Annotated in this window: 21 protein-coding genes; 12 read left to right on the top strand and 9 right to left on the bottom strand. The window is 42.7% G+C overall.

Features of this window, described 5'->3' with window-relative positions; translation table 11 throughout:
* Positions 1-28 precede the first annotated feature (28 nt).
* The gene (locus AC1DPZ_RS03095) at positions 29-1,048 is read right to left on the bottom strand and encodes an LLM class flavin-dependent oxidoreductase (RefSeq protein WP_477401179.1); all 1,020 of its coding nucleotides are present in this window, start codon (positions 1,046-1,048) and stop codon (positions 29-31) included.
* 369 nt (positions 1,049-1,417) lie between these two features.
* Here AC1DPZ_RS03095 and AC1DPZ_RS03090 point away from each other — a divergent pair, with 369 nt between their 5' ends.
* Complete coding sequence (locus tag AC1DPZ_RS03090) at positions 1,418-1,837, top strand: response regulator (protein ID WP_477401177.1); 420 nt, start codon at positions 1,418-1,420, stop codon at positions 1,835-1,837.
* Here the strand turns inward: AC1DPZ_RS03090 and AC1DPZ_RS03085 are convergent.
* Positions 1,834-2,607: an MBL fold metallo-hydrolase gene (locus tag AC1DPZ_RS03085; RefSeq protein WP_477401176.1), complete on the bottom strand. Its 774-nt coding sequence runs from the start codon at positions 2,605-2,607 to the stop codon at positions 1,834-1,836. The two genes, AC1DPZ_RS03090 and AC1DPZ_RS03085, sit on opposite strands and share 4 nt — an antisense overlap.
* A gap of 85 nt (positions 2,608-2,692) precedes the next feature.
* On the opposite strand from AC1DPZ_RS03085, the gene recJ reads away from it, so the two are divergent.
* The 3 genes from recJ (at position 2,693) to AC1DPZ_RS03070 (ending at position 6,786) form a co-directional block, all read left to right on the top strand.
* Positions 2,693-4,393, top strand: coding sequence for a single-stranded-DNA-specific exonuclease RecJ (recJ, locus tag AC1DPZ_RS03080; protein ID WP_477401175.1), 1,701 nt, complete (start codon positions 2,693-2,695; stop codon positions 4,391-4,393).
* 122 nt (positions 4,394-4,515) lie between these two features.
* Positions 4,516-5,256, top strand: a complete 741-nt coding sequence (gene lptB, locus AC1DPZ_RS03075; RefSeq protein WP_477401172.1) for an LPS export ABC transporter ATP-binding protein — start codon at positions 4,516-4,518, stop codon at positions 5,254-5,256.
* Positions 5,257-5,262: 6 nt separating this feature from the next.
* Positions 5,263-6,786 (top strand): GH3 auxin-responsive promoter family protein, encoded by a 1,524-nt coding sequence (locus AC1DPZ_RS03070; RefSeq protein WP_477401171.1) that lies wholly within the window; start codon positions 5,263-5,265, stop codon positions 6,784-6,786.
* 62 nt (positions 6,787-6,848) lie between these two features.
* Here the strand turns inward: AC1DPZ_RS03070 and dinB are convergent, their stop codons facing one another.
* From dinB to AC1DPZ_RS03055, 3 genes are all read right to left on the bottom strand, one after another.
* Complete coding sequence (gene dinB / locus AC1DPZ_RS03065; protein ID WP_477401170.1) at positions 6,849-7,967, bottom strand: DNA polymerase IV; 1,119 nt, start codon at positions 7,965-7,967, stop codon at positions 6,849-6,851.
* Between the two features lie 76 nt (positions 7,968-8,043).
* Positions 8,044-8,229, bottom strand: coding sequence for a hypothetical protein (locus AC1DPZ_RS03060; protein WP_477401168.1), 186 nt, complete (start codon positions 8,227-8,229; stop codon positions 8,044-8,046).
* A 34-nt stretch (positions 8,230-8,263) separates the two neighbouring features.
* On the bottom strand, positions 8,264-8,395 hold the full coding sequence (locus tag AC1DPZ_RS03055) for a hypothetical protein (protein ID WP_477401167.1): 132 nt from the start codon (positions 8,393-8,395) through the stop codon (positions 8,264-8,266).
* Positions 8,396-8,498: 103 nt separating this feature from the next.
* Between AC1DPZ_RS03055 and AC1DPZ_RS03050 the strand changes: the two genes are divergently transcribed.
* Both AC1DPZ_RS03050 and AC1DPZ_RS03045 read left to right on the top strand, forming a co-directional pair.
* On the top strand, positions 8,499-8,636 hold the full coding sequence (locus tag AC1DPZ_RS03050) for a hypothetical protein (protein WP_477401166.1): 138 nt from the start codon (positions 8,499-8,501) through the stop codon (positions 8,634-8,636).
* 312 nt (positions 8,637-8,948) lie between these two features.
* On the top strand, positions 8,949-9,548 hold the full coding sequence (locus tag AC1DPZ_RS03045; RefSeq protein WP_477401164.1) for a GIN domain-containing protein: 600 nt from the start codon (positions 8,949-8,951) through the stop codon (positions 9,546-9,548).
* Between the two features lie 457 nt (positions 9,549-10,005).
* Here the strand turns inward: AC1DPZ_RS03045 and AC1DPZ_RS03040 are convergent, their stop codons facing one another.
* Complete coding sequence (locus AC1DPZ_RS03040) at positions 10,006-12,363, bottom strand: hypothetical protein (protein ID WP_477401162.1); 2,358 nt, start codon at positions 12,361-12,363, stop codon at positions 10,006-10,008.
* A gap of 744 nt (positions 12,364-13,107) precedes the next feature.
* Positions 13,108-13,644, bottom strand: a complete 537-nt coding sequence (locus tag AC1DPZ_RS03035) for a hypothetical protein (RefSeq protein ID WP_477401161.1) — start codon at positions 13,642-13,644, stop codon at positions 13,108-13,110.
* Positions 13,645-13,913: 269 nt separating this feature from the next.
* On the opposite strand from AC1DPZ_RS03035, the gene AC1DPZ_RS03030 reads away from it, so the two are divergent.
* The 3 genes from AC1DPZ_RS03030 to AC1DPZ_RS03020 all read left to right on the top strand — a co-directional run bounded on the left by AC1DPZ_RS03030 (position 13,914) and on the right by AC1DPZ_RS03020 (position 16,072).
* Positions 13,914-14,516, top strand: coding sequence for a Crp/Fnr family transcriptional regulator (locus AC1DPZ_RS03030; RefSeq protein ID WP_477401160.1), 603 nt, complete (start codon positions 13,914-13,916; stop codon positions 14,514-14,516).
* 111 nt (positions 14,517-14,627) lie between these two features.
* Positions 14,628-15,047, top strand: coding sequence for an ester cyclase (locus AC1DPZ_RS03025; RefSeq protein WP_477401159.1), 420 nt, complete (start codon positions 14,628-14,630; stop codon positions 15,045-15,047).
* Between the two features lie 56 nt (positions 15,048-15,103).
* Entirely contained in the window at positions 15,104-16,072 is a 969-nt protein-coding gene (locus AC1DPZ_RS03020; RefSeq protein WP_477401158.1) for a zinc-binding alcohol dehydrogenase family protein, read from the top strand.
* Between the two features lie 66 nt (positions 16,073-16,138).
* Here the strand turns inward: AC1DPZ_RS03020 and AC1DPZ_RS03015 are convergent, their stop codons facing one another.
* Positions 16,139-16,684 (bottom strand): hypothetical protein, encoded by a 546-nt coding sequence (locus AC1DPZ_RS03015; RefSeq protein WP_477401157.1) that lies wholly within the window; start codon positions 16,682-16,684, stop codon positions 16,139-16,141.
* Positions 16,685-17,292: 608 nt separating this feature from the next.
* Between AC1DPZ_RS03015 and AC1DPZ_RS03010 the strand changes: the two genes are divergently transcribed.
* A complete protein-coding gene (locus AC1DPZ_RS03010; protein WP_477401155.1) occupies positions 17,293-17,838 on the top strand; it encodes a YciE/YciF ferroxidase family protein in 546 nt (181 codons plus the stop codon).
* A 126-nt stretch (positions 17,839-17,964) separates the two neighbouring features.
* On the opposite strand, the gene AC1DPZ_RS03005 is transcribed toward AC1DPZ_RS03010, so the two are convergent.
* Entirely contained in the window at positions 17,965-18,405 is a 441-nt protein-coding gene (locus tag AC1DPZ_RS03005; protein WP_477401154.1) for an Hsp20/alpha crystallin family protein, read from the bottom strand.
* 441 nt (positions 18,406-18,846) lie between these two features.
* On the opposite strand from AC1DPZ_RS03005, the gene AC1DPZ_RS03000 reads away from it, so the two are divergent.
* On the top strand, positions 18,847-19,737 hold the full coding sequence (locus AC1DPZ_RS03000) for a patatin-like phospholipase family protein (RefSeq protein WP_477401153.1): 891 nt from the start codon (positions 18,847-18,849) through the stop codon (positions 19,735-19,737).
* 252 nt (positions 19,738-19,989) lie between these two features.
* On the top strand, positions 19,990-20,223 hold the full coding sequence (locus tag AC1DPZ_RS02995) for a DUF4287 domain-containing protein (RefSeq protein WP_477401152.1): 234 nt from the start codon (positions 19,990-19,992) through the stop codon (positions 20,221-20,223).
* Positions 20,224-20,474 lie beyond the last annotated feature (251 nt).

The raw sequence follows: 20,474 nt of genomic DNA, 5'->3' as shown, positions 1-20,474 counted from the left end.
AGCCTTTTTTCTATGAAATAATTTTTTGTTATGATTGCCGTAATTCAAATTCCCGGGCAAGCAATCTGTAGGATTGCAGCCTGTCGTCAAAATTTTCGGTGATAGTTACCGCCATAATTTCATCAATACCATAATCATCTGCCAGCCAGGTTAATTTCAATTTTATTTCGGATGGTGTACCGGTAATTACCCGGTAGCGGTTATAGCGGATACGCTCCTGGTCATGTGCAGAATATACTTCATCTTTTACGTCATCGTAACTTAAAGGCAAAATCGGACCGCCTTTTTCAAACTGCAGGAAACGGTGATCCATTACGGCCTGGTGTTGTTTAATTTTTTCCTCATCTTCGGAGCAAAAAACAAATATAGCTACATTTACTACCGGCTGCGCAAGATCATCRGATGGTTGAAAACGCTCCCTGTATAATTTAACGTTCTGCGGCCCGCCATTAGGGTTTATGAAATGAGCAAAAGAAAAGCCCATACCAAAATGCGCTGCAAATAAACCGCTTTGCCCGCTGGAGCTTAGCAACCATTGAGCAGGCACGGTTTTTACCTGTGGTATAGCCCTTATTTTAGCCTGTATGGTACCCGGCTCATAAGTATCATGGAAATAGTTATTTAAATCGGCCAGCTGCTCCACAAAATCTTGCTCCTTAAACTGGTTAGATGGATTTAATACCGATGCTGTAATACGATCGGTTCCTGGCGCGCGCCCCATCCCCAGATCAATACGGCCCGGAAACAAGGCTTCCAGCATCCTGAAGTTTTCGGCAACCTTTAAAGTACTGTGGTTAGGCATCATGATACCACCCGAGCCAATCCGCATCTTTTGGGTTTGCCCCGCCAGGTGGGCTATCAATACTTCGGGAGTTGAGCCGGCTAAACTCCCGGTGTTATGGTGTTCGGATACCCAATAACGGGTATATCCTAATTCATCGGCAAGTTTTGCCAGTTGTATAGTCTCTTTTACAGCAAGCTCGGCGGTGGCGCCTTTTCTAACCGGCGACTGATCAAGCACACTTAAGCGAATTTTCTTTGTATCCATATTTTATATCAACACAAAAATAAGCATAGGGTTGCCTGCAATGATTATGGCTTTGGTTTTATGGCTTTGGAATTACTTTTAAGAAGCCTGAAAACCGCCATCTGCACGTATAGAATTTGCATTTTAAAATAGTTATCAATAAAAGGTAATTTTTATTGATCGCAAATACCAAATGAGAAATTATTCAGTTAAAATAAGATGCTTTATGTCCGCAAAATCTATCGATCAGATTAAGAATATTGAAAATTAATACGTTCTTAGCCCCAAATTTATCACCCTGCGCATGAAACAATTATTAAAATACAACTTTTAGGGGTATAACCTTTTAATTTATTGTTCCGTATAAAGCATATCGATTTTAAACGAATTATGACAATTAACACAAAATCCGTTAGTGTATTATTGGTTGATGATGATGAGATCAATAACTTCATCTCCATTAAATTAATAAAAAAGGCCTTATTAAATACCGAGATTATGGCCTGCCTGAACGGTAAATTTGCTATTGAACAACTATCCGAGATCCAGAGCAAAGACCCAGGTAAATTACCCGATTATATATTACTTGATATTAACATGCCTATCATGAACGGATGGGAATTTTTGGACGAATACAAACGTTTAAACCTCGATCCACTGGGCAAAAGCAAAATCTTTATCATATCATCATCTGTATTTAGTAACGATATCAATAAAGCACGCTCATACCCATTGGTAAAGGATTTTATTAGTAAACCGCTCAACGTAGAAAAGATCAAGGAACTTTTTGAGGTTCAATCCCAGGATTAAGCAGGCGTAACTTTAAAATGTTCGCCGCCATCATCACTGCTTACATTGCCAATGGCAAATGATTTGGCATGATAAAACAGGCATGTCCATCCTTCTTCCGATGCTAATTTCCCATAGCCTTCACGCAGCTGCATTGCTTTGCGCCCGTCCATATCATATTTTGCTATAAACTTCCGTATCAGCTGCTCGGGTTCCGGTAGTTCATCGCCACCAAAAAGCACCTTAGTACCCTCTATATCTATCCAAAAAACCTGGTGAAAGGGACAATGCCCGCCGGATAGTTCATATCTTATTCCGGGTGCCAAATCGCCGCTACCTTCTACCAAAGTAATGTCTGCGCCTTGCAAAGCTTCAAAGATCTCTTTATGATAGGACGAGGACTTCCCGGTTATCCCAAACTCCCACTCCCCTTTTTGTATCACATGCCTGGCTTGCGGAAAGCTTGGTTCCAGTTTGCCATTACGCTCGACTACCAAACCGCCAGAATGATCATAATGCAGGTGCGACATTAGTACCAAAGTAACATCATCAGGGTCGAAACCCACGTTGCGGATGTTTTGATGCAGGATGAGCTCATCGCGGGTATCTTTAAAGCCAAGTCCGGTATCTAATACGATGAGATCATGGCTGGTTTTTATCAGGAAAGGGTTTACATGGATGAACAATGAACCCGGTCGGTCCCTGAAATTATCAGTTTCGGGATTAAAGGGGATAAATTTTTTAGTTGAATCAACTGAATATGAGCCCTCTCCTAACGCGAAAATTTCCATAGCAACGATGTGTCAGATTTTGAATGTAACTTTGTCTGTTTAAAAAGTCAATAAGTATATTTACTGTTTTAAAAGGCACAAAGATATGAATAAACGTTGGGCGGTAAGGGATAATGCTGATGAAGTATTGGTAAGCAAATTGGCCGCCGAACTTAACATTGATACCGTTTTAAGTACCTTACTGGTTAACAGGGGGATAAGCAATTATGAAGAAGCCCGTTACTTTTTCAGGCCCGATCAGCGCCACCTGCATGATCCATTCCTGATGAAGGATATGGAGAAAGCCATTGAACGCATTGAAACTGCAATGGCCGCCGGCGAAAAGATATTAGTATACGGCGATTACGATGTTGATGGCACTACAGCAGTAGCTACCGTTTATGGTTTTTTTAGCAAGCGGTACACAAGCCTGGAATATTATATTCCCGACCGGTATAAAGAGGGTTACGGCATATCAACCGAGGGAATAGATTATGCTGCCAAAAATGGCTTTACCCTCATCATTGCGCTGGATTGCGGAATTAAATCAGTGGATAAAATTGCTTATGCTTATACTTTAGGTGTTGATTTTATTATTTGCGATCATCACCTTCCAGGCGCCGAACTGCCTGCCGCTGCCGCTGTACTTGATCCCAAACGTTCCGATTGCGAATATCCGTACAAAGAACTATCCGGCTGCGGAATCGGTTTTAAACTGATACAGGCTTATGCCGAAAAAAACGATATTGCCTTTGAAGAGATAACCATTTATCTCGACCTGGTTTGTATCAGCATATCTTGCGATATTGTACATATCACCGGCGAAAACCGGGTGCTGGCGTATTTCGGCCTGCAAAAAATAAATACCGGTCCCTGCATCGGTGTAAAAACATTAGTTGAGATAGCCGGCAGAAGCACAGGTAACTTAACCATATCCGATGTGGTGTTCCTGATAGGTCCGCGCATTAACGCCGCCGGGCGCATTGATGATGCCAAGCATGCGGTTGAACTGTTGATAGCCTGCGACGAAAATGTGGCGAAAGCAAAAGGCCTTATGATCAACACCCGCAATACCGAGCGGAAGGGGCACGATCTCAGCATCACCGATGCAGCCCTGGGTATAATCGATAATGACGAAATCCTGATAGGCAAAAAATCAACCGTGGTATTTAATAAGGACTGGCATAAGGGCGTTATCGGCATTGTGGCATCACGCCTTACCGAAAAATACTATCGTCCAACCATTGTGCTTACACAATCAAACGGCCACGTGGCGGGTTCGGCACGTTCTGTTCTCGGGTACGATCTTTATGAGGCTCTTTGCGAGTGCAAAGATTTACTGATCCAGTTTGGAGGTCATAAATATGCAGCAGGCCTAACCATGCATCCCGAAAACGTGGAAGCGTTTAAGGACAGGTTTGAACAAGTGGTAAGCGCCACCATATTGCCCGAACAATTAATTCAGCAGATACAAATTGACGCCGAATTACGTTTAAGCCAGATAGAACCGAAATTTTTCAGGATATTGAACCAATTTGCACCTTTCGGGCCCGAGAATATGGCGCCCATTTTCATAAGTAAAAATGTGTATGTTAGCGGTAATGCGGGACTGGTAGGTTCGGCGCATATTAAAATGGCCATAATGCAGGAAGGCTCAGCAGCGTTTGACTGTATTGCCTTTAACCACGGCGAATACCTGCCCCTGTTAAAAAACGGCGTTCCGTTTGATATTTGCTACAGTATTGAAGAAAACGTTTGGCGTGAGAGGCGGACGATACAGTTGAACATAAAAGGAATAAGATTTTAAGTCAAAATTAAAAAATCAAAAGTCAAAAACAGGACGGCTTTTGATTCACTATAATGGTCTGATTGAAAAGCTAAGCCGCGCATTGGTTTTGGCTTTTGAATTTTGACTTTTGAATTTGCAACATGATACTAAGAGCAGAAAATTTAGTAAAGAAATATAAACAGCGCACCGTTGTTAACGACGTATCCTTCGAGGTGGCGCAGGGTGAGATAGTTGGTTTGCTGGGGCCGAACGGCGCGGGAAAAACTACCTCATTTTATATGATTGTGGGTTTGATAAAGCCCAATGAAGGTGATATTTTCCTGGATAATAAAAATATTACCGGCGATCCCATGTATCGCCGTGCGCAAAAGGGCATTGGTTACCTGGCGCAGGAGGCTTCCGTTTTCCGTAAGCTTTCTGTAGAGGACAATATAAAAGCTGTACTGGAAATGGGTACCATGCCTAAAGACAGGCAACGCGATAAACTGGAGGAACTGATAGATGAGTTCAGCTTGCATAAAGTACGTAAAAATCGCGGCGACCTGCTATCCGGAGGTGAACGCCGCCGCACCGAAATTGCCCGCGCCCTTGCTGCCGAGCCTAACTTTATTTTACTGGATGAACCCTTTGCCGGTGTTGACCCTATTGCGGTAGAAGAGATCCAGGCAATGGTTGCAAAACTGAGGCACCGCAATATTGGTATCCTCATTACCGACCACAACGTACAGGAAACCCTATCCATTACCGACCGCGCTTACCTCCTTTTTGAAGGTAAGATCCTGGAATCGGGCGTGCCCGAGATATTGGCCGAGAACGAAATGGTGCGTAAGGTATACCTGGGTGCAAACTTTGTTTTAAAAAGAAAAGTATTTCCTCAATAAGCTTATATGACAATTTTCAACTCCGTATTTACATGGTTTATGAAGAAGCGTATCCACCAGATAGAGCTTTTTATGAAATACCCTAATGAAGTACAGGAGGAATGGTTTGAGCAGCTGATATCGATGGCCGAAAGCACGGAATGGGGCCGCAAGTATCATTATAAAAGTATTGATAACCTTACCCAGTTTAAGGAGCGGGTGCCTATCCAAACCTACGATACGCTTAAGCCGTACATCGAACGTATGCTCAAAGGCGAAAAAAACGTACTCTGGCCGTCAGAGATCCGATGGTTTGCCAAATCATCAGGTACCACCAGCGACAGGAGCAAGTTTATCCCCGTAAGTGAGGAGGCGCTGGAAGAATGTCACTTTAAAGGCGGCAAAGACCTGCTTACCATCTATTTTAATAATCAGCCAAATGCCCGCATGTTTACGGGTAAAATCCTCACCCTGGGTGGCAGCCACCAGGTGAGCCCGCTAAGTGCCGATACTTCTTTTGGCGACCTCTCTGCTGTGATCATGAAAAACCTGCCCCTTTGGGCCGAATTTCACCGCACACCGGAACTGGATATAGCCTTACTGGAAAATTTTGAAGAGAAGATTGAAAAGATGGCCATTGCCACTAAAGATGTGAATGTAACCAGCATCAGCGGCGTGCCTACCTGGAACCTGGTATTGTTTAAACGCGTACTGGAGATCACCGGTAAAAAGAACCTGCTGGAGGTTTGGCCCAACCTGGAAATGTATTTTCATGGCGCAGTTAATTTTACGCCCTATCGCGAGCAGTTTAAAAACCTGATTCCCAGCGATGATATGTATTACCTGGAAAACTATAACGCATCCGAAGGTTTCTTCGGCATCCAGGATACCAAAGAGCCCGGCGATATGTTGCTGATGCTTGACTATGGTATCTTTTACGAGTTTTTACCGTTGGAGAACCTGCATGATGAAAACCCTCAAACGCTTACGCTTGATGAAGTGGAGCTGGATAAAAACTACGCGCTCATCATCAGCACCAATGCGGGCCTCTGGAGGTACATGATTGGCGATACCATTAAATTTTCGTCGCTGGCACCTTTCCGGATCCGGGTTACCGGCAGAACCAAACATTATATTAATGCCTTTGGCGAAGAAGTTATTATCGACAATGCCGAGCAGGCACTGGAAGAAGCGTGCCGCCAAACCGGTGCTATCATTCGCGAGTACACTGCTGCCCCGGTATACTTTAACGGCAACGACTGCGGCGCCCATGAATGGATTATTGAGTTTGAAAAGAAACCTGCCGAGTTTGAACGCTTTGTTGACCTGCTTGATGAAACCTTGCGCCGCATCAATTCCGATTATGATGCCAAGCGTTTTAAAGACCTGGCCCTGCGCAGGCCGATAGYACGCCTTGCCCCCGAAGGCACCTTTTTTAACTGGATGAAGGAAAAAGGCAAACTGGGCGGCCAGAACAAAGTACCGCGTTTAGCAAACGACCGCGAGTATGTAGATGCTATTTTGAAGGTGATGGAACTGGTAGGCTTATAGAGCCACGAGATTAAGAATTGGCAGATAAAACCAGCCGGGACCTTACCATAAGTTTACACCTCCTATAACTTCAAAGTTAGCTGATCGCCCGGACCGGCTTCTTTTTCCTCTTTATGTTTAGGTACAATATCACCAAAGTTGGATAATGAGATGCCCAATAGCCTTATGCGGCTATCCTCGGGGTTGGTGGCTGCTATCAGCTGTTTAGCCGTTTGGCTGATGGTTTCCAGGTCATTAAAAGCAGTAGTGAACGATTGGTTGCGGGTGATCTGCCTAAAATCGCTGTATTTTACTTTGAGGGTAAGGGTCCGGCCTTTCAGCCTATATTGAACCAGGCGTTTGTGAACCGTTTGGGCTATTTTATCCAGCTCAATTTCCATTTCGGGCAGGGTGGTAAGGTCATATGCAAAGGTGTCCTCGGCACCTAATGATTTGGTTTCGCGATGGGGCTGCACTTCGCGGTTATCTATGCCACGCACTATCTGGTAGTAAAACCGACCGGGCTTACCAAAGTGCCTGGTCATTTCCTCCTCGCTGAGTTTCTTGAGATCGGCGCCGGTGTGCAGGCCCATTTGCTTCATTTTTTGGGCAGTTACCTTCCCCACACCAAAAAACTTCTCAACCGGCAAAGCCTCCATAAAGGCCTCAATATTTGATGGCCCGATAAACTTCAGGCCATCAGGCTTGTTAATATCCGATGCTATTTTGGCTACAAATTTATTGATAGATACCCCTGCGGATGCCGTGAGGTTCAACTCGTCTTTAATGGCTTGTTTTATCTGCCTGGCAATGTCAATGGCCGAGCCTATGTTGAGTTTATCGTTGGTTACATCAAGGTAAGCCTCATCTAAAGAAAGYGGTTCTATCAGGTCGGTATACCGGCTGAAGATTTCCCTGATGTGCTGCGATACTTCCTTGTAGGCGGCAAAGCGCGGCCTTACAAACAAGGCATGCGGGCACAGCTGCAAGGCCCTTTTTGATGACATAGCCGAGCGGATGCCAAATTTACGTGCCTCATAACTGGCCGTTGCAACAACACCGCCACGGCCCTGCGGCAAGCCACCAACCACCAAAGGTTTACCGCGGTATTCCGGAAAGTCCCGCTGCTCAACAGACGCGTAGAAGGCATCCATATCAATATGGATAATTTTACGGATGAGCTGTATGGGTTGGTTTGGCATCGGTAATGCAAATATAAGCACCGCGGCTTCCAAAAAGGAATCCGGAATTTCTAATCACCCGGCCTTTACTACAGTATTAGTGATTAAGCTTTTTTGCACCCCGCTTATAGATCCCCTTTACTCCTGTTTTGGCAGGTTCTGCCTCCTGCCTGACATCTGTCCGAACCTGGATCTTATCATCCTTTCCTTTTGTATCGCCCGTGCTTCTATAGGCCAGGGGAATCCATTCCAGGTTAAGTTTATACCCGCTATTCATAGTCATGCTATTTTATTCGTATCTATCCGAATATCCGCATTTAATCCCAAAAAACAAGATCTTTCGCTTCGGCTAAATGAAGTAATGTGCCCGGATCTCCCCAAAACCGTTCCACCGGAACGCCTGGTACACCCCGAACGGCCTGGAACGCCTTGGCATTGATTATCAACACTTTGCATTTTGTCAAAACAGGGCATGGAACACCATTCATGCTAACTATCAACAACTTATCGTTTTTACAAATCGACACTTTTTATACCTAAAACTCTAATAAAATGAAACTTAATCAGGGCGTATTCCTCCTGCCGCCAGGCCGGGCTTTATGCATACTGCGCCGGGCCTTAGGGATGGTAAAAGCACCACTAACAGACGAAAAACCATTGCTTACATCGTGCCATTTCACACAGTCCTAAAATTAATGGTAAATATTCAGGTTAAGCAATTAAACAGATCATTAAAGTCAAGCTATATCGAGTTATATTAATTTAAATCAAGATATATTAACATCATACCACCTGCTAAAAAACGCATCAAAAAAACTTAGTGTAATAATTACACTAAGATGAATAATTTAACCCGAAGAAACCACACCTTTGCAGTGGAAAACAGGACACCAGTAGATAACCCCACAGGGCGACAATATCGGGTTAAAATTGGCCCCGTTTTTTGGTTGTATTCATAGATAAGCAATACAATTAATTAACTCACAATTAAAAAATAAAACAATGAAAACCAAAATTTTATCCGTAATCACAATGTTTGTTGTTGTGTTAGGATTAACAAAATCAACCTATGCCAACTCATTAACAATTGATGCCTTCACCGTATTAAATGATATCAGCACCATCAATAAAATAGAAGTTCATGGCAATGTAGAGCTATACATCTCTGATGCAACTCAAGACCAGGTAAAAGTTTACAATAAATACTACGCCGAACGCGCCCTGGTTCAAACCAAAAATGGTGTACTAAGCATTGCCTCATACACCAACGAAAAACTGGTAGTTTGGGTAAGCGCTGCCAACTTGCGTTCCGTTTCGGTATTTGATAACTCCTCCGTAAAATCATTCGGTAAACTATCAAAAATTGAATTTAACGTCGATTTGCACAACAATGCAGTAGCCAGCTTAAACTTAGACGCTTTTAGTACTACCGTAACCGTAAAAGATCATGCAATAGCCGAATTAAAAGGCGCTACCGAAGAATTAAACCTTAACAGGGCAATCCAGTCGAACGTTATAAGCAACAACTTTGCTGTAAGCCACTTAGTTGAAAACAAAGCCATTTTTACTGCCGGTATGGGCAGCAATACAATTGGCATGTAAGTACCAGACTTTTGCAAAAGTCCATCATATATTACAGGAGCTATCTGCTAAGCAGGTGGCTTTTTTGTTTTGGGGGAATTTATCGTCAGTTCGTTGACGCATATCTGGCACCCCTTTCCCGTATTTTCTTTAAAAAACATCAAATTATCTTTCAGTGTGCAGAAAGACCTCATACATGGTTTGTACTATGGAAAAAGAAAACGCCGGTTTAAGTAGAAGTTTAAGTAACTAAGTAATCAATCTGAAAAGTACGCGGCAAGGGTGCATAAGCAAATACGCTGTACCGGCTGCGATTTAAAAACTTTCCGCGCTATCCGTATAACAATGGCAATGAATGGATATTGGAGGAGCCTGCCCATCAACAACGGCCTCCAAACGGCCCTCATAAACGCTTATAGAGCACATAAACAAAGCCCCTTTAAACCTAATTAAAGGGGCTTTAATCTTTATTTATGGGTTATTTAATCAGCGTATACTTAGCCGTGGCTGTGCCCGTTGCCGGTGCTGTAACATAATTAACCGTAAAGCCGGTGGAGGTTATGGCGGTAATATACCAGCCACCAGAACCGATTGCAGATGATGGCATCCATAGCACCTGTGTTGGCGTATATCCGGGCGTTGTGTACGTAACGTTAAAGCTGGTTGTACTTCCGTTGGTGGTTAAGCTGGCCGATGCTGGCGACAATAATAAGTTAGCACCCGGTATTGATGTTGGCAAATCAAGCACATCAATAGCGCGTGAAGTGAAAGCGCCGGTTGCACCGGTTGGCGTGGCAAGAAACCGGCGTTGCCCCCGGTCCGTTAGCGTGTTTATGCTTATAGCCTGATTGTTATTGCCATCCCCTACAATTACCTGATTTGATAAGCCTTTAGACAGTCCGGTACTTATTCTGCCTATAATTGTGTTATAGCTTCCCCAGGATATGCCGGTTCCCGCTCCAAAACCAACAGCGGTGTTATTAATGCCGAGCGATAAATCAGGCAATGCGCTTACTCCAACTGCTGTTTCGCCCGTGCCGCCTGACAAATACTGTAACGAACTGGGGCCGAACCCAACACTGTTACCATTTGCAGATGTTGAAGTTGTATACCTACCCGACGAGGTGCCCCAAAACAGGCTTGTGCTGGACTTAGAAGCATGCATTTGTTGATAAGCCACACCCGCCCCTGTCTGCGCGGTTACATTTAATACGGCAGCAGACGGTAAAACACGTCTGATTGAAACAGAATCTACAGTGCCGTTATATGTATTGGATGGATTGAATATAAAGCCCTTTGTATTTTCTGCTTTTGGATAAAATGTGTTAGTTGCGTTTGCGCCTGTGCCGGATGTGAATGTTTCCCCGCCAAAGGAAAAAGAAAATGTACCTGTAGTTCTACCTGTAGTCCTTACCGATACCTGGTAAACATTGTTTACTGTAGAGGTAATTGGCAACCTCAGTGAATCTACGCCCGACCCCGAGGTGTGGGTAAATCCGGGCGGGATAGTTGTACCAGTCCAGCCCGCACCAACAGTCCATCCTGACGCGGTTGCCAGTTCTGTGCTATCTGTGCGCGCCCATGTACTTGTGGGGTCTGTTTGCAGTATCAGGTTTTTTATTGACGCCCGCCTGAATGCCGTATTTCCCTGCACTTCAAGCGCTTTATTAACTATTACATAATCGGGGTTTAAAGTGCCCCGCGTTGTTTGTTTAAYTTTGCCTGTATCGTAAAATTCCGCAGGCAAAACGCTTCGCCAAAAGTTAACAAGCAGTGGCGTGCCGTAGGCAGGCGACCAGTGTAAACCGTCATTATAAATTAAACCACCAATCCCTGTTGTGTTAAACCAGTTTTTTGAGATGGTGTACAAATCAACAAAATTGACGCCCTTAGCCACCGTAAGCGCTATTACTGCCGTTCTGTAGTCTAATTGACGTTGGTTAAATGTAGCCTTGTCATAGTCCATGCTATAACCCATAGCCACAGCGCCGTAATCCATGTAATGAGGCGACGCAATATAAATCCGGCTTGCGGGCCAGCCTTTTGTACCTGTCAAGTAATCAATGATTGCTCCATATTGCGTCGTAAATGCAGCGACTGTATACCTGGCTGTTTTGATGTCATTTAATCCGGCATCTATTATATACGCAGGCGTTGTAAGAGCGTTAACGTAAGCACTTAACGATGTCATATTCGTATAAACCGAATTGTCCCCGCCAGTAATTTGTTGCAATGTTCTCGAATCCGCAGCTACAACACTGGGCGTTACATTTAATTCTGCGGCTAATTCAGGAAACCACATCGTAAACACACCCGAGACGCCGCTAAGGCGCATATTGCTATCGCCAGCTCCATACAAAAACCTCGAAGCAATCGAATATCCGCTATAAGCTGTATCAGCATTTAAGGAAATTGCATTGAATGCGGTAAGTGGTCCACTAAACTTCTCTGTACCCGTATGCACATTATTACCTGTTGTGGTATCCGTGCCGGTATATTTATTATTGCCATTTAGCAACTGATTTTTCAAACTATCGGCATAAGCATTATTCTTAGCCAATGACCCAAACTTTACCCACTTATTAGCAATGCAATTATACTGATACAAGCACGTATCCGTAGTCCTGTAAAACAAAGCCCCACACTTCAAACTATCAGGCACATAGCTGGGAAAATTTGGCGCTGCACCTTTTGGCAAGGCCATAAAATAGCGCGACCAGGTGGCGCGATCTGCCAGCACCTGGTTAGTTGTAGTCCTGTCATAGGGCGGCAACTGTTGGGCCGTGGCGGTTAGTCCCAGGCACGTTAACAATAAAAAACTTAAGATATATTTCATTTCAATAGCGGGTTAAATGCGTCTTAAATGCCCACAAATTCAATCCAAACACCAATCATGTGGGGATTTATAATATTCATAGGTACGGGGTGGGCGCTACCTCCGCCTTTATTGGTATTCCTGCAGTTGTTGATACGATAAAACCAACCGCCTTCAACCAAACTACTTTTTTGATGTAACGCTTTCGCTTAAGGTATTCGCTTTTTTAAATGTTTCATAATTCGATTCATTCAAATTTGCTTTGAGGACATCCATTTTATTTATCGCCTGGGTGGCTTCAACATTATACACTCCGATTTTTTAAAGATCCCCTCCCACCTATCGTAACCGGTGTTTTTTAAAGAATTATACAGACTGGTATCGTAAAGCGGGTTAAAGTGCAAATCTGATATAATAAGGCATTTACCTGGATTTCCGGCTTTGGAACTGTAGTTAAAGGAGATTAACGATCCTGAAACAATTAGCAAACATAAAAGTAAGCCAACAAAATACTTTTTAATAGATGCCATAATATTGATGATAAGGCCTATTGTTTAGGAAAATATCATATTACATGAAAGTACAATAAATGTTTTATAAAACAAATGATTATTTAAAAGTACATTTTCACATATCCGCTTTCACCAGGCAGCAGTTTCGGGCAAATATGGATGTATCATATGATACTCCCGCGCGTGCCGTACATTCCGTTGTCGTTCTTCATTTTACTATTTAAATATGAAGTTGGCTCCCCGAAAAGGACGCCTAATCAATGACAAAATTAGGACTGAAGTATTGCTTAACAAAAACCGTATCCCTGATAGCTGCTTCCGACGCGCCTTGTAATATCACTTTACCTTCAAGCAGCCATCGTGCCTGGTCTGCCCGCTTTTCCGGCGTAGTGTTTATCCCTTTTACATAACCGTCTGCCGGTTTAAAAAGAATCAGGTTACAAGCCGGGCACGACTGGTTGAAAACTACCCGGCCAGCCAACAGGTCTGCCTTGGTTAGTTTAAAGCTGTTTCCCTGCATCGGAGCTTTTATATAGATAGAAGTTGAGAAACCGGGAGATTGCTCTTTAAACCAGAATAAACGATAAGGGCCTGGCTTAAAACTGTTGTCGGCATTTAAGTCCGCTTGTTCCGTAAACAGGTATTCGCAACCGGCACCGGATTTGCAGGAGGTTAAATTTTTATCATCAATTTTTAGCTCGTTTTGCACATCGCTTTTTTTAGTGCAGGATAAAAGCAGTGTCATCCCAGTTAGCAGGCCGAATAACAGCAGATGGTATTTGTTTTTCATGTTGTGTGATATTTATACTTGTTACGGTAGCATAAACAGATGTGATACAGAGCCCTATGTTATCTTTTTGTTAACAAATATGAGGTAAGCATAATTCATAAAAGGCGACCGTTGGCTCTTACCCAACCTTTATAGATGGCGCGATAATCACCGCACATTGTTGCCGGGTTTTTACCCCCGGCGTGCATGCCGCGTGCCTTTGCCCGCTATGACATATAAACATGTTATATTTTGATAAAATTTTATGCTATTGTATTTATCTTTCATAAATGTTAGCCACTAAAGACGCATCAATAGCAAGTTTGATAAAATATTTTAGTAACTACTTTCCGCTTAATAGTAAGGAATGTGATGAATTGATGTCGCGCTTCACCGAACGTAAGGTTAAACGTCGTCAATTCATTTTGCAGCAGGGCGATGTGTGCAGTCACTTTACATTCGTTGTTTCGGGCTGCCTGAAAATGTATGCTGCAGACAAAAACGGTAAAGAACATAATATTGAGTTTTCGGCAGAAAATGACTGGATTATTGATTTGAGTAGCTTCTATTCTGAAAAGCCAAGTCAGCTGTACATAGAAGCTATCGAACCAACTATTGTGTTGCAGATTAAGCATAACGATCTTTTACATTTGTATACCAACTATCACAAATTCGACCGCAATTTTCGGATCATTATAGAAAAAAAATACATTGAGTTACAAAACAGGGTACTTCAAAACATAAGCTCGACAGCGGAAGAACGATACGAATTTTTCCTAAAGCAGTATCCCAACCTCAGTAACCGCCTGCCCAATACGCAGATCGCCTCTTACCTGGGCATTACTCCTGAATTTCTAAGCACAATCCGCAAAAGCCTTGCCCATAAAAGCTAACCCTTAAACTATCTTAAGCGTATTTCTTAAAGTTGTTTATTGGTTGGCAAGGCCCCAAATGGTCATCTTTGTCCTGATTTAACAGATAGTTCAATTAAACATATCACCAACATGGTAACCGAAAATAATAAAGCTGTTATGCACCGTTTTGTGGAGTTCATCAATACTGCCAATGAGGTATTGGCTGAAGAACTGATTTCCCCGGATGCCGTATTTTACGTACCGGGACGCCCCAATCCTATGCGCGGCCCCGCAGGCTACTTAGAGATTATACAGATGATGCGCTCAGGCTTCCCGGATATCCAATGGACATTGGACGACATGATAGCCGAAAACGACCAGGTGGCGGCTCGTTATACAATGCGCGGAACACATCGGGACACTTTTTTTGGTGTACCAGCCACCGGGAAATTAATTGAAGTAGGGGCTATCAATTTTTACCGTTTTTCGGGCAGCCAGATAATTGAAGAATTTGGTCAGCCGGATCTTCTTGACTTATTGCAGCAAATTGGCGCGGTACCGGCGACCTGATTGAAAGAGGCTGATTTATTGAGACCATATTTTAAACAACACCCTGGTAGTAGCATATGAAAGCAGCAGTATTATTAAGTCCGGGCGGTCCCGGAAATTTTGTTATCCAGGAAAGGCCATTGCCCAATCCGGGAGACGGCGAGGTATTGGTTAAAATAAAAGCGTTCGGGTTGAACAGGTCAGAACTGATGACCCGCAAGGGCCTGTCACCGGGAGTGATCTTTCCGAGGGTACTTGGTATTGAATGCGTGGGCGAAGTTGAAACTGATCCCGACGGAGAATTGAAGACAGGGCAAAAGATAGCCGCCTTTATGGGAGGTATGGGCCGGGATTTTGACGGCAGCTATGCGGAGTATGCGGTACTGCCCAGGTCTATTCTTTATCCTTTTGAGAGTCGGTTATCGTGGGAACAGCTTGGGGCTATACCCGAAATGTTTCAGACAGTGTACGGTTCGCTCCATCTTGCGCTGAAGATCCAAAAAGATGAAACCCTGCTCATCAGGGGCGGCACTTCTTCTATCGGAATGCTGGCCACACAGCTTGCTAAAATAAGTGGACTCAGGGTTATTGCTACTACCAGGAACCATCAAAAGGAACAACTCCTGTTGCAGAATGGCGCCGATCACGTTCTGATCGACGATGGAAGTTTAGCTGTTAAGCTAAAACAGCTCTTTCCAACAGGTGTAAATAAAGTGCTGGAACTTGTAGGTGCTTCCACATTAAAAGATTCACTTGCGTGCGCTGAACCGGGAGGCGCCGTTTGCATGACCGGTATGTTATCCGAACAATGGTCTATTGCCGATTTTGCCCCTATGGAACACATTCCCGCTACCGTCAATCTCACCGTTTATGATAGCGGTCAAATTAGGGTCGGCAGACAACATTTTCAACAATTTATCCGGGATATTGAGACCGGGCTCATAAAACTGAGCATCGGCCGTACGTTTACACTTGATGAAATTATTGCAGCGCACATGCTTATGGAAAGTAATACCGCAGGTGGAAAAATAGTTGTACTGCCGTGATGAATTAAATTGAGATACAAAAAATATAGCAGGGGAGCCTTCACATACATATCTTCAAGTCTTAACTTAAAGCTGTACTCTTCTGCCCAATTGCTTAAGAGAAGTAACCATTATAGCAGGTTTGCCTAAATACGAAACTGCCTTGCCAGTAAAACGGGCGTAGCCTTTTTTTCGCAAGTAAGCCGTTTGCCTGTTTAATTTTTGTCCTTTAATAAAGATTCTTAGCAAGTGATTTGGATAGGTACCACCAAGATACAATTCGGTATAAGATTTATCATAATGATTATAACTAAAAATGCTATCGCGAATATAAACCTCATGCCCTATATATTTAGCTACGTCTTTCAAGGGCACACCTGGCTCTTCAGGGTTATTTTTATTACGTAAAATTAGATTTAGACTATCTAGCTGTGCAGGTGTAAGGGGTTCTACTATTACGACATCAATATTAGGGTCACCTGCCACACAACCACACCTTCGCCCAGTGCTTGCCTTTTTAACTACATTACGATTTGCTGAGTGGCGTTTGCCCTGCTTATAAACACTTTGGGAAAATGATGATGTGGTAAAAACTATACTTATAGCAAGAATGAAAAGGAATTTGCTTATCATTTTTATTTAGTTTAATATATTTAGTGGCTTCATTGCCTCGCGTACTCCTTGCTGCTACTTTGAGCAAATTCCAATTCCAGAGCCTCCGTGGGTCTTTTTGCTTTTGTTGGTGCCGTCACCTATTTTTAGCATTGTTCAATAATATTTTGGCTGCAGTTGTTAATGTCAAATCTTTTCCGCTGCCACTTAGCATTTATTATTGCAATTCCCGTGCTGTTATATTAGACGCAATTTAAATAAAATTCAACTATGAAAATCAGCGGTTAAGTTAAATTTTAGACTTTTTTGCATTGTTACTTTATCTGTCAATTTTACCACACTGGTCGCAACCACTCTTTATTTTGAGGAACTGATAAATTCCAGCTCCAGAGCATTCAGGTCTCATTCGCTGGTGTTGTCACAATTGCCATTACCCCAATTTTCTTAGCATATATGTGCGGCTATGCGCTATACTGTTTTCCATACAACTTTAAGTTTTAACACATCACTACTTGTTGCTTTTACCCGAAACCCACACTTCTATTTCTCAGTAATTAATATAGTTGATAAACAGGTAAAACTGGCATTAGCTTTGTATTCTTTCATCATACCTTAAAAACACATTTATCATGGCAACTATAAAAACAAGGGCACCCGAACAAACAACGGATGTACATGATTCTGCATTAAATGAATTATTTTTGGATGAGTTGAAAGACATTTATTGGGCCGAAAAACACCTGACCAAAGCCTTGCCAAAAATGGCGAAAGCGGCAACCTCAGATAAGCTACGTGCTGCAATAGAAAACCACCTGAGTGAAACGGAACGCCAGGTTACCCGCCTGGAAGATGCCTTTGCATCGCTGGGCGAAAAAGCAGTTGCCGTAAAATGCGAAGCTATGGCCGGTTTATTGAAGGAGAGCGAAGAAATTATTGCCGAAACTGAAAAACACAGCAGTACCCGTGATGCCGGCCTCATTTCTGCTGCTCAAAAAATTGAGCATTACGAAATTGCCACATACGGAACATTAAAAACACTGGCCAGCGTACTGGGCTACAATGAAGCTGCCGAACTGCTGGATTCTACCCTGCAGGAAGAAAAAAATTGTGATAGCCTGCTTACCCAAATTGCCCGGGCCGGTATAAACCAGCAATCAAAAACAGAGAAAGCTTAAGGCTTTGCTTAACCGGATAGAACCTTACGAAGCTTTGTAATGTTGGATATTAATCGTATCTAATACCGCATCCGAATCACAAAAAAAGGCCGCCTTTGGCGACCTTTTTTATTAACATTGAATGGGTTATTTTAGCTCTATTTGGCGGCTTTGAGTTTTAGCTTCTTCTTTTTTAGCCACGTCAATTTTAAGCACACCATCTTCATAGGTTGCATCTATCCGGTTGTAATCGGCCAGTTCGGGCAAAGTAAATGAGCGCACGAAAGAGCTATAGCTAAACTCGCGTTTATTATATACGCGCCCGCTATTGGTATTTTCGGTTTGCTGCTCAACCGAAATGTGCAACATATTACGATCAACATTGATTTTAAAATCCTGCTTTTTCAAGCCTGGTGCACCCAGTTCAATATGATAACTTTCATCAGATTCGCTGATGTTTACAGCCGGAACCCGGGCTATCATACGATCATTAAAAAAGGTGTCGTTAAAAATGGATTCAAAAACGTCGCTAATGCCTGGCATTGCGGCGTTACCTGGTTGGTTTTTGTTAAATTTAACCAGTGTCATTGCTTTTTCTCCTTAAATTGATTTAAAAATAAATAAACATTAAACCTGGATAACTATCCACTTAATTGTATCAAGTAGAATGCCAAACCGGGCTAAAACTGCCGGGTTTGTATCCAATGGAAAAAACGACAGCATCCGGGGTGAAAGAACTTCAGCCGGTATGTCAATTTTTCATTTTCTGCTGTTTTGTTTGCAACTATGATCTTAAAAAATGTCTCTGTTAATAAATAATTTTACTATCGGCAATAATATCATCCGGGGTACCATGCACCAACGTGGCTGGATAATTGATGATAGTTTAAGGCTACTTATTTTATAAACCCATCGGCAGTAGCCTTAAATCCTTTAGATATTACTTCTGCTTCATTGTGGTCTCTTATTTGTTACTTTTACCAGGCAGGTTAATATCACGGCTATCAATAAAACCTTTATTATTATTAAATGAAACAGAATGTATCTTTAGTATTATCGGGTGGCGGCGCCAGGGGCATAGCTCATATTGGTGTAATTGAAGAATTAGTGAGGCAGGGATTTAACATCACCTCGGTTGCCGGTACATCAATGGGGGCTGTTGTTGGCGGTGTGTATGCCTTAGGGCAAATGGATGCCTTTAAAAACTGGCTTTTTACCCTTGATAAACTAAAAGTATTTGGCCTTATTGATTTTAGCTTTAGCGCACAGGGCATGGTTAAGGGCGATAAGCTATTTAATACCATTAAAGCGTTCATCAATGACGCCAATATTGAAGACCTTAACATACCATACGCAGCCGTGGCGGCCGATATTATTAATAAAAAAGAAGTAGTTTTTACCGAAGGGAGCATATACGATGCCATCAGGGCATCTATTGCCATACCAACGGTATTTACCCCGGTAAAGCATGCCGATGGATTACTTGTTGATGGGGGCATTATTAATAACCTGCCTATTGAGCATGTTAAAAGAAGTACCGGCGATATACTGGTAGCCGTGAATGTAAATGCGATGATACCTGTTGACAAACCGGTGGTATCCCAAAATGCGATGGAAGTAAAACATTCCATTTACCGGCAAAAGATCAGGGATTTTTACAGCTATCTTTACACCGTGAAGCCATCTGACCACACCGAAAAGCTGGGGTATTYTAACGTGATCAATAAAACCTTAAATTTAATGACCTACCATACCACCCGGCTTGCCCTTGAAAAATATTCGCCCAATATCCTGATCAATATATCGCATGAATATTGCAGCACCTATGATTTTTATAAAGCCGAAGAAATGGTAGAAAGTGGCAGATATGCCGCTTTAAAATGTATTAAAGCGTACAAAAACAGTCTTGATAAAATATGATAGTAGGAGTTGCTATGCACAATGCTTAGAAGCTCTAAATTTGATTTATTAATGTTTTTATACTTCTAATGAAATACATCTCCACGCGTCATTGCGAGGTACGAAGCAATCCCCGCCTTACAGGGCAGCCTTGCAAATCCGATCTGCATAGTCGGGGATTGCTTCGTACCTCGCAATGACGGTCTGTTTTTTTATTTTTCGGAGCTTCTTACAATTATATATATTTAGGTTAATAAACCGATAAAAGCTATTATGTCATTCCAGGGATATTTAAATACTATTAAAACAAAAACCGGCAAAGGCCCCGCTTATTTCAGAGCGCTTGCCGAAGAAAAAGGCTTCACTAAAAATGGTATACTAAAGGCCGATGGAAAAGCGGGCGATATTGTAAAATGGCTTAAAGAAGATTTTGAACTGGGCCACGGCCATGCCATGGCTATTTACGCACTGTTGAAAGGTATGAAGAACGAGGACAGCGATGAGTGATCGCAGAATATTGCGCAAAATTTAGTGTAGCATTTTCATTACCATTGGCGTAACACTATTAACAAACCTGCGTATCAATGAAAAAATTATTACTGACAGGCATACTCGCCCTTTTATTTAGCTGTAAAAAAGATAACGCCACCAACAACTTAAGCCTCACCGGCAGCTGGGAGTACCGTGGTACAACGTGTTACTGCGCCCCACCAACTGATAGCAGCGCTTATAAACCAGGTAACGGCACCGTTTACAAC

The organism is Mucilaginibacter sp. P4_G9 (assembly GCF_056400985.1).
This window is presented reverse-complemented; position numbering and strand designations above follow the sequence as displayed.

Excerpts from the sequence above, each read along its gene's own strand:
- AC1DPZ_RS02995 (WP_477401152.1), top strand. The coding sequence starts at position 19,990 with ATGTCATTCCAGGGATATTTAAATACTATTAAAACAAAAACCGGCAAA.
- AC1DPZ_RS03060 (WP_477401168.1), bottom strand. The coding sequence starts at position 8,229 with ATGACTATGAATAGCGGGTATAAACTTAACCTGGAATGGATTCCCCTG.
- AC1DPZ_RS03085 (WP_477401176.1), bottom strand. The coding sequence starts at position 2,607 with ATGGAAATTTTCGCGTTAGGAGAGGGCTCATATTCAGTTGATTCAACT.
- AC1DPZ_RS03005 (WP_477401154.1), bottom strand. The coding sequence starts at position 18,405 with ATGACACTGGTTAAATTTAACAAAAACCAACCAGGTAACGCCGCAATG.
- AC1DPZ_RS03090 (WP_477401177.1), top strand. The coding sequence starts at position 1,418 with ATGACAATTAACACAAAATCCGTTAGTGTATTATTGGTTGATGATGAT.
- AC1DPZ_RS03030 (WP_477401160.1), top strand. The coding sequence starts at position 13,914 with ATGTTAGCCACTAAAGACGCATCAATAGCAAGTTTGATAAAATATTTT.
- recJ (WP_477401175.1), top strand. The coding sequence starts at position 2,693 with ATGAATAAACGTTGGGCGGTAAGGGATAATGCTGATGAAGTATTGGTA.
- AC1DPZ_RS03010 (WP_477401155.1), top strand. The coding sequence starts at position 17,293 with ATGGCAACTATAAAAACAAGGGCACCCGAACAAACAACGGATGTACAT.
- AC1DPZ_RS03050 (WP_477401166.1), top strand. The coding sequence starts at position 8,499 with ATGAAACTTAATCAGGGCGTATTCCTCCTGCCGCCAGGCCGGGCTTTA.
- AC1DPZ_RS03020 (WP_477401158.1), top strand. The coding sequence starts at position 15,104 with ATGAAAGCAGCAGTATTATTAAGTCCGGGCGGTCCCGGAAATTTTGTT.
- AC1DPZ_RS03045 (WP_477401164.1), top strand. The coding sequence starts at position 8,949 with ATGAAAACCAAAATTTTATCCGTAATCACAATGTTTGTTGTTGTGTTA.
- AC1DPZ_RS03015 (WP_477401157.1), bottom strand. The coding sequence starts at position 16,684 with ATGATAAGCAAATTCCTTTTCATTCTTGCTATAAGTATAGTTTTTACC.
- lptB (WP_477401172.1), top strand. The coding sequence starts at position 4,516 with ATGATACTAAGAGCAGAAAATTTAGTAAAGAAATATAAACAGCGCACC.
- AC1DPZ_RS03035 (WP_477401161.1), bottom strand. The coding sequence starts at position 13,644 with ATGAAAAACAAATACCATCTGCTGTTATTCGGCCTGCTAACTGGGATG.
- AC1DPZ_RS03025 (WP_477401159.1), top strand. The coding sequence starts at position 14,628 with ATGGTAACCGAAAATAATAAAGCTGTTATGCACCGTTTTGTGGAGTTC.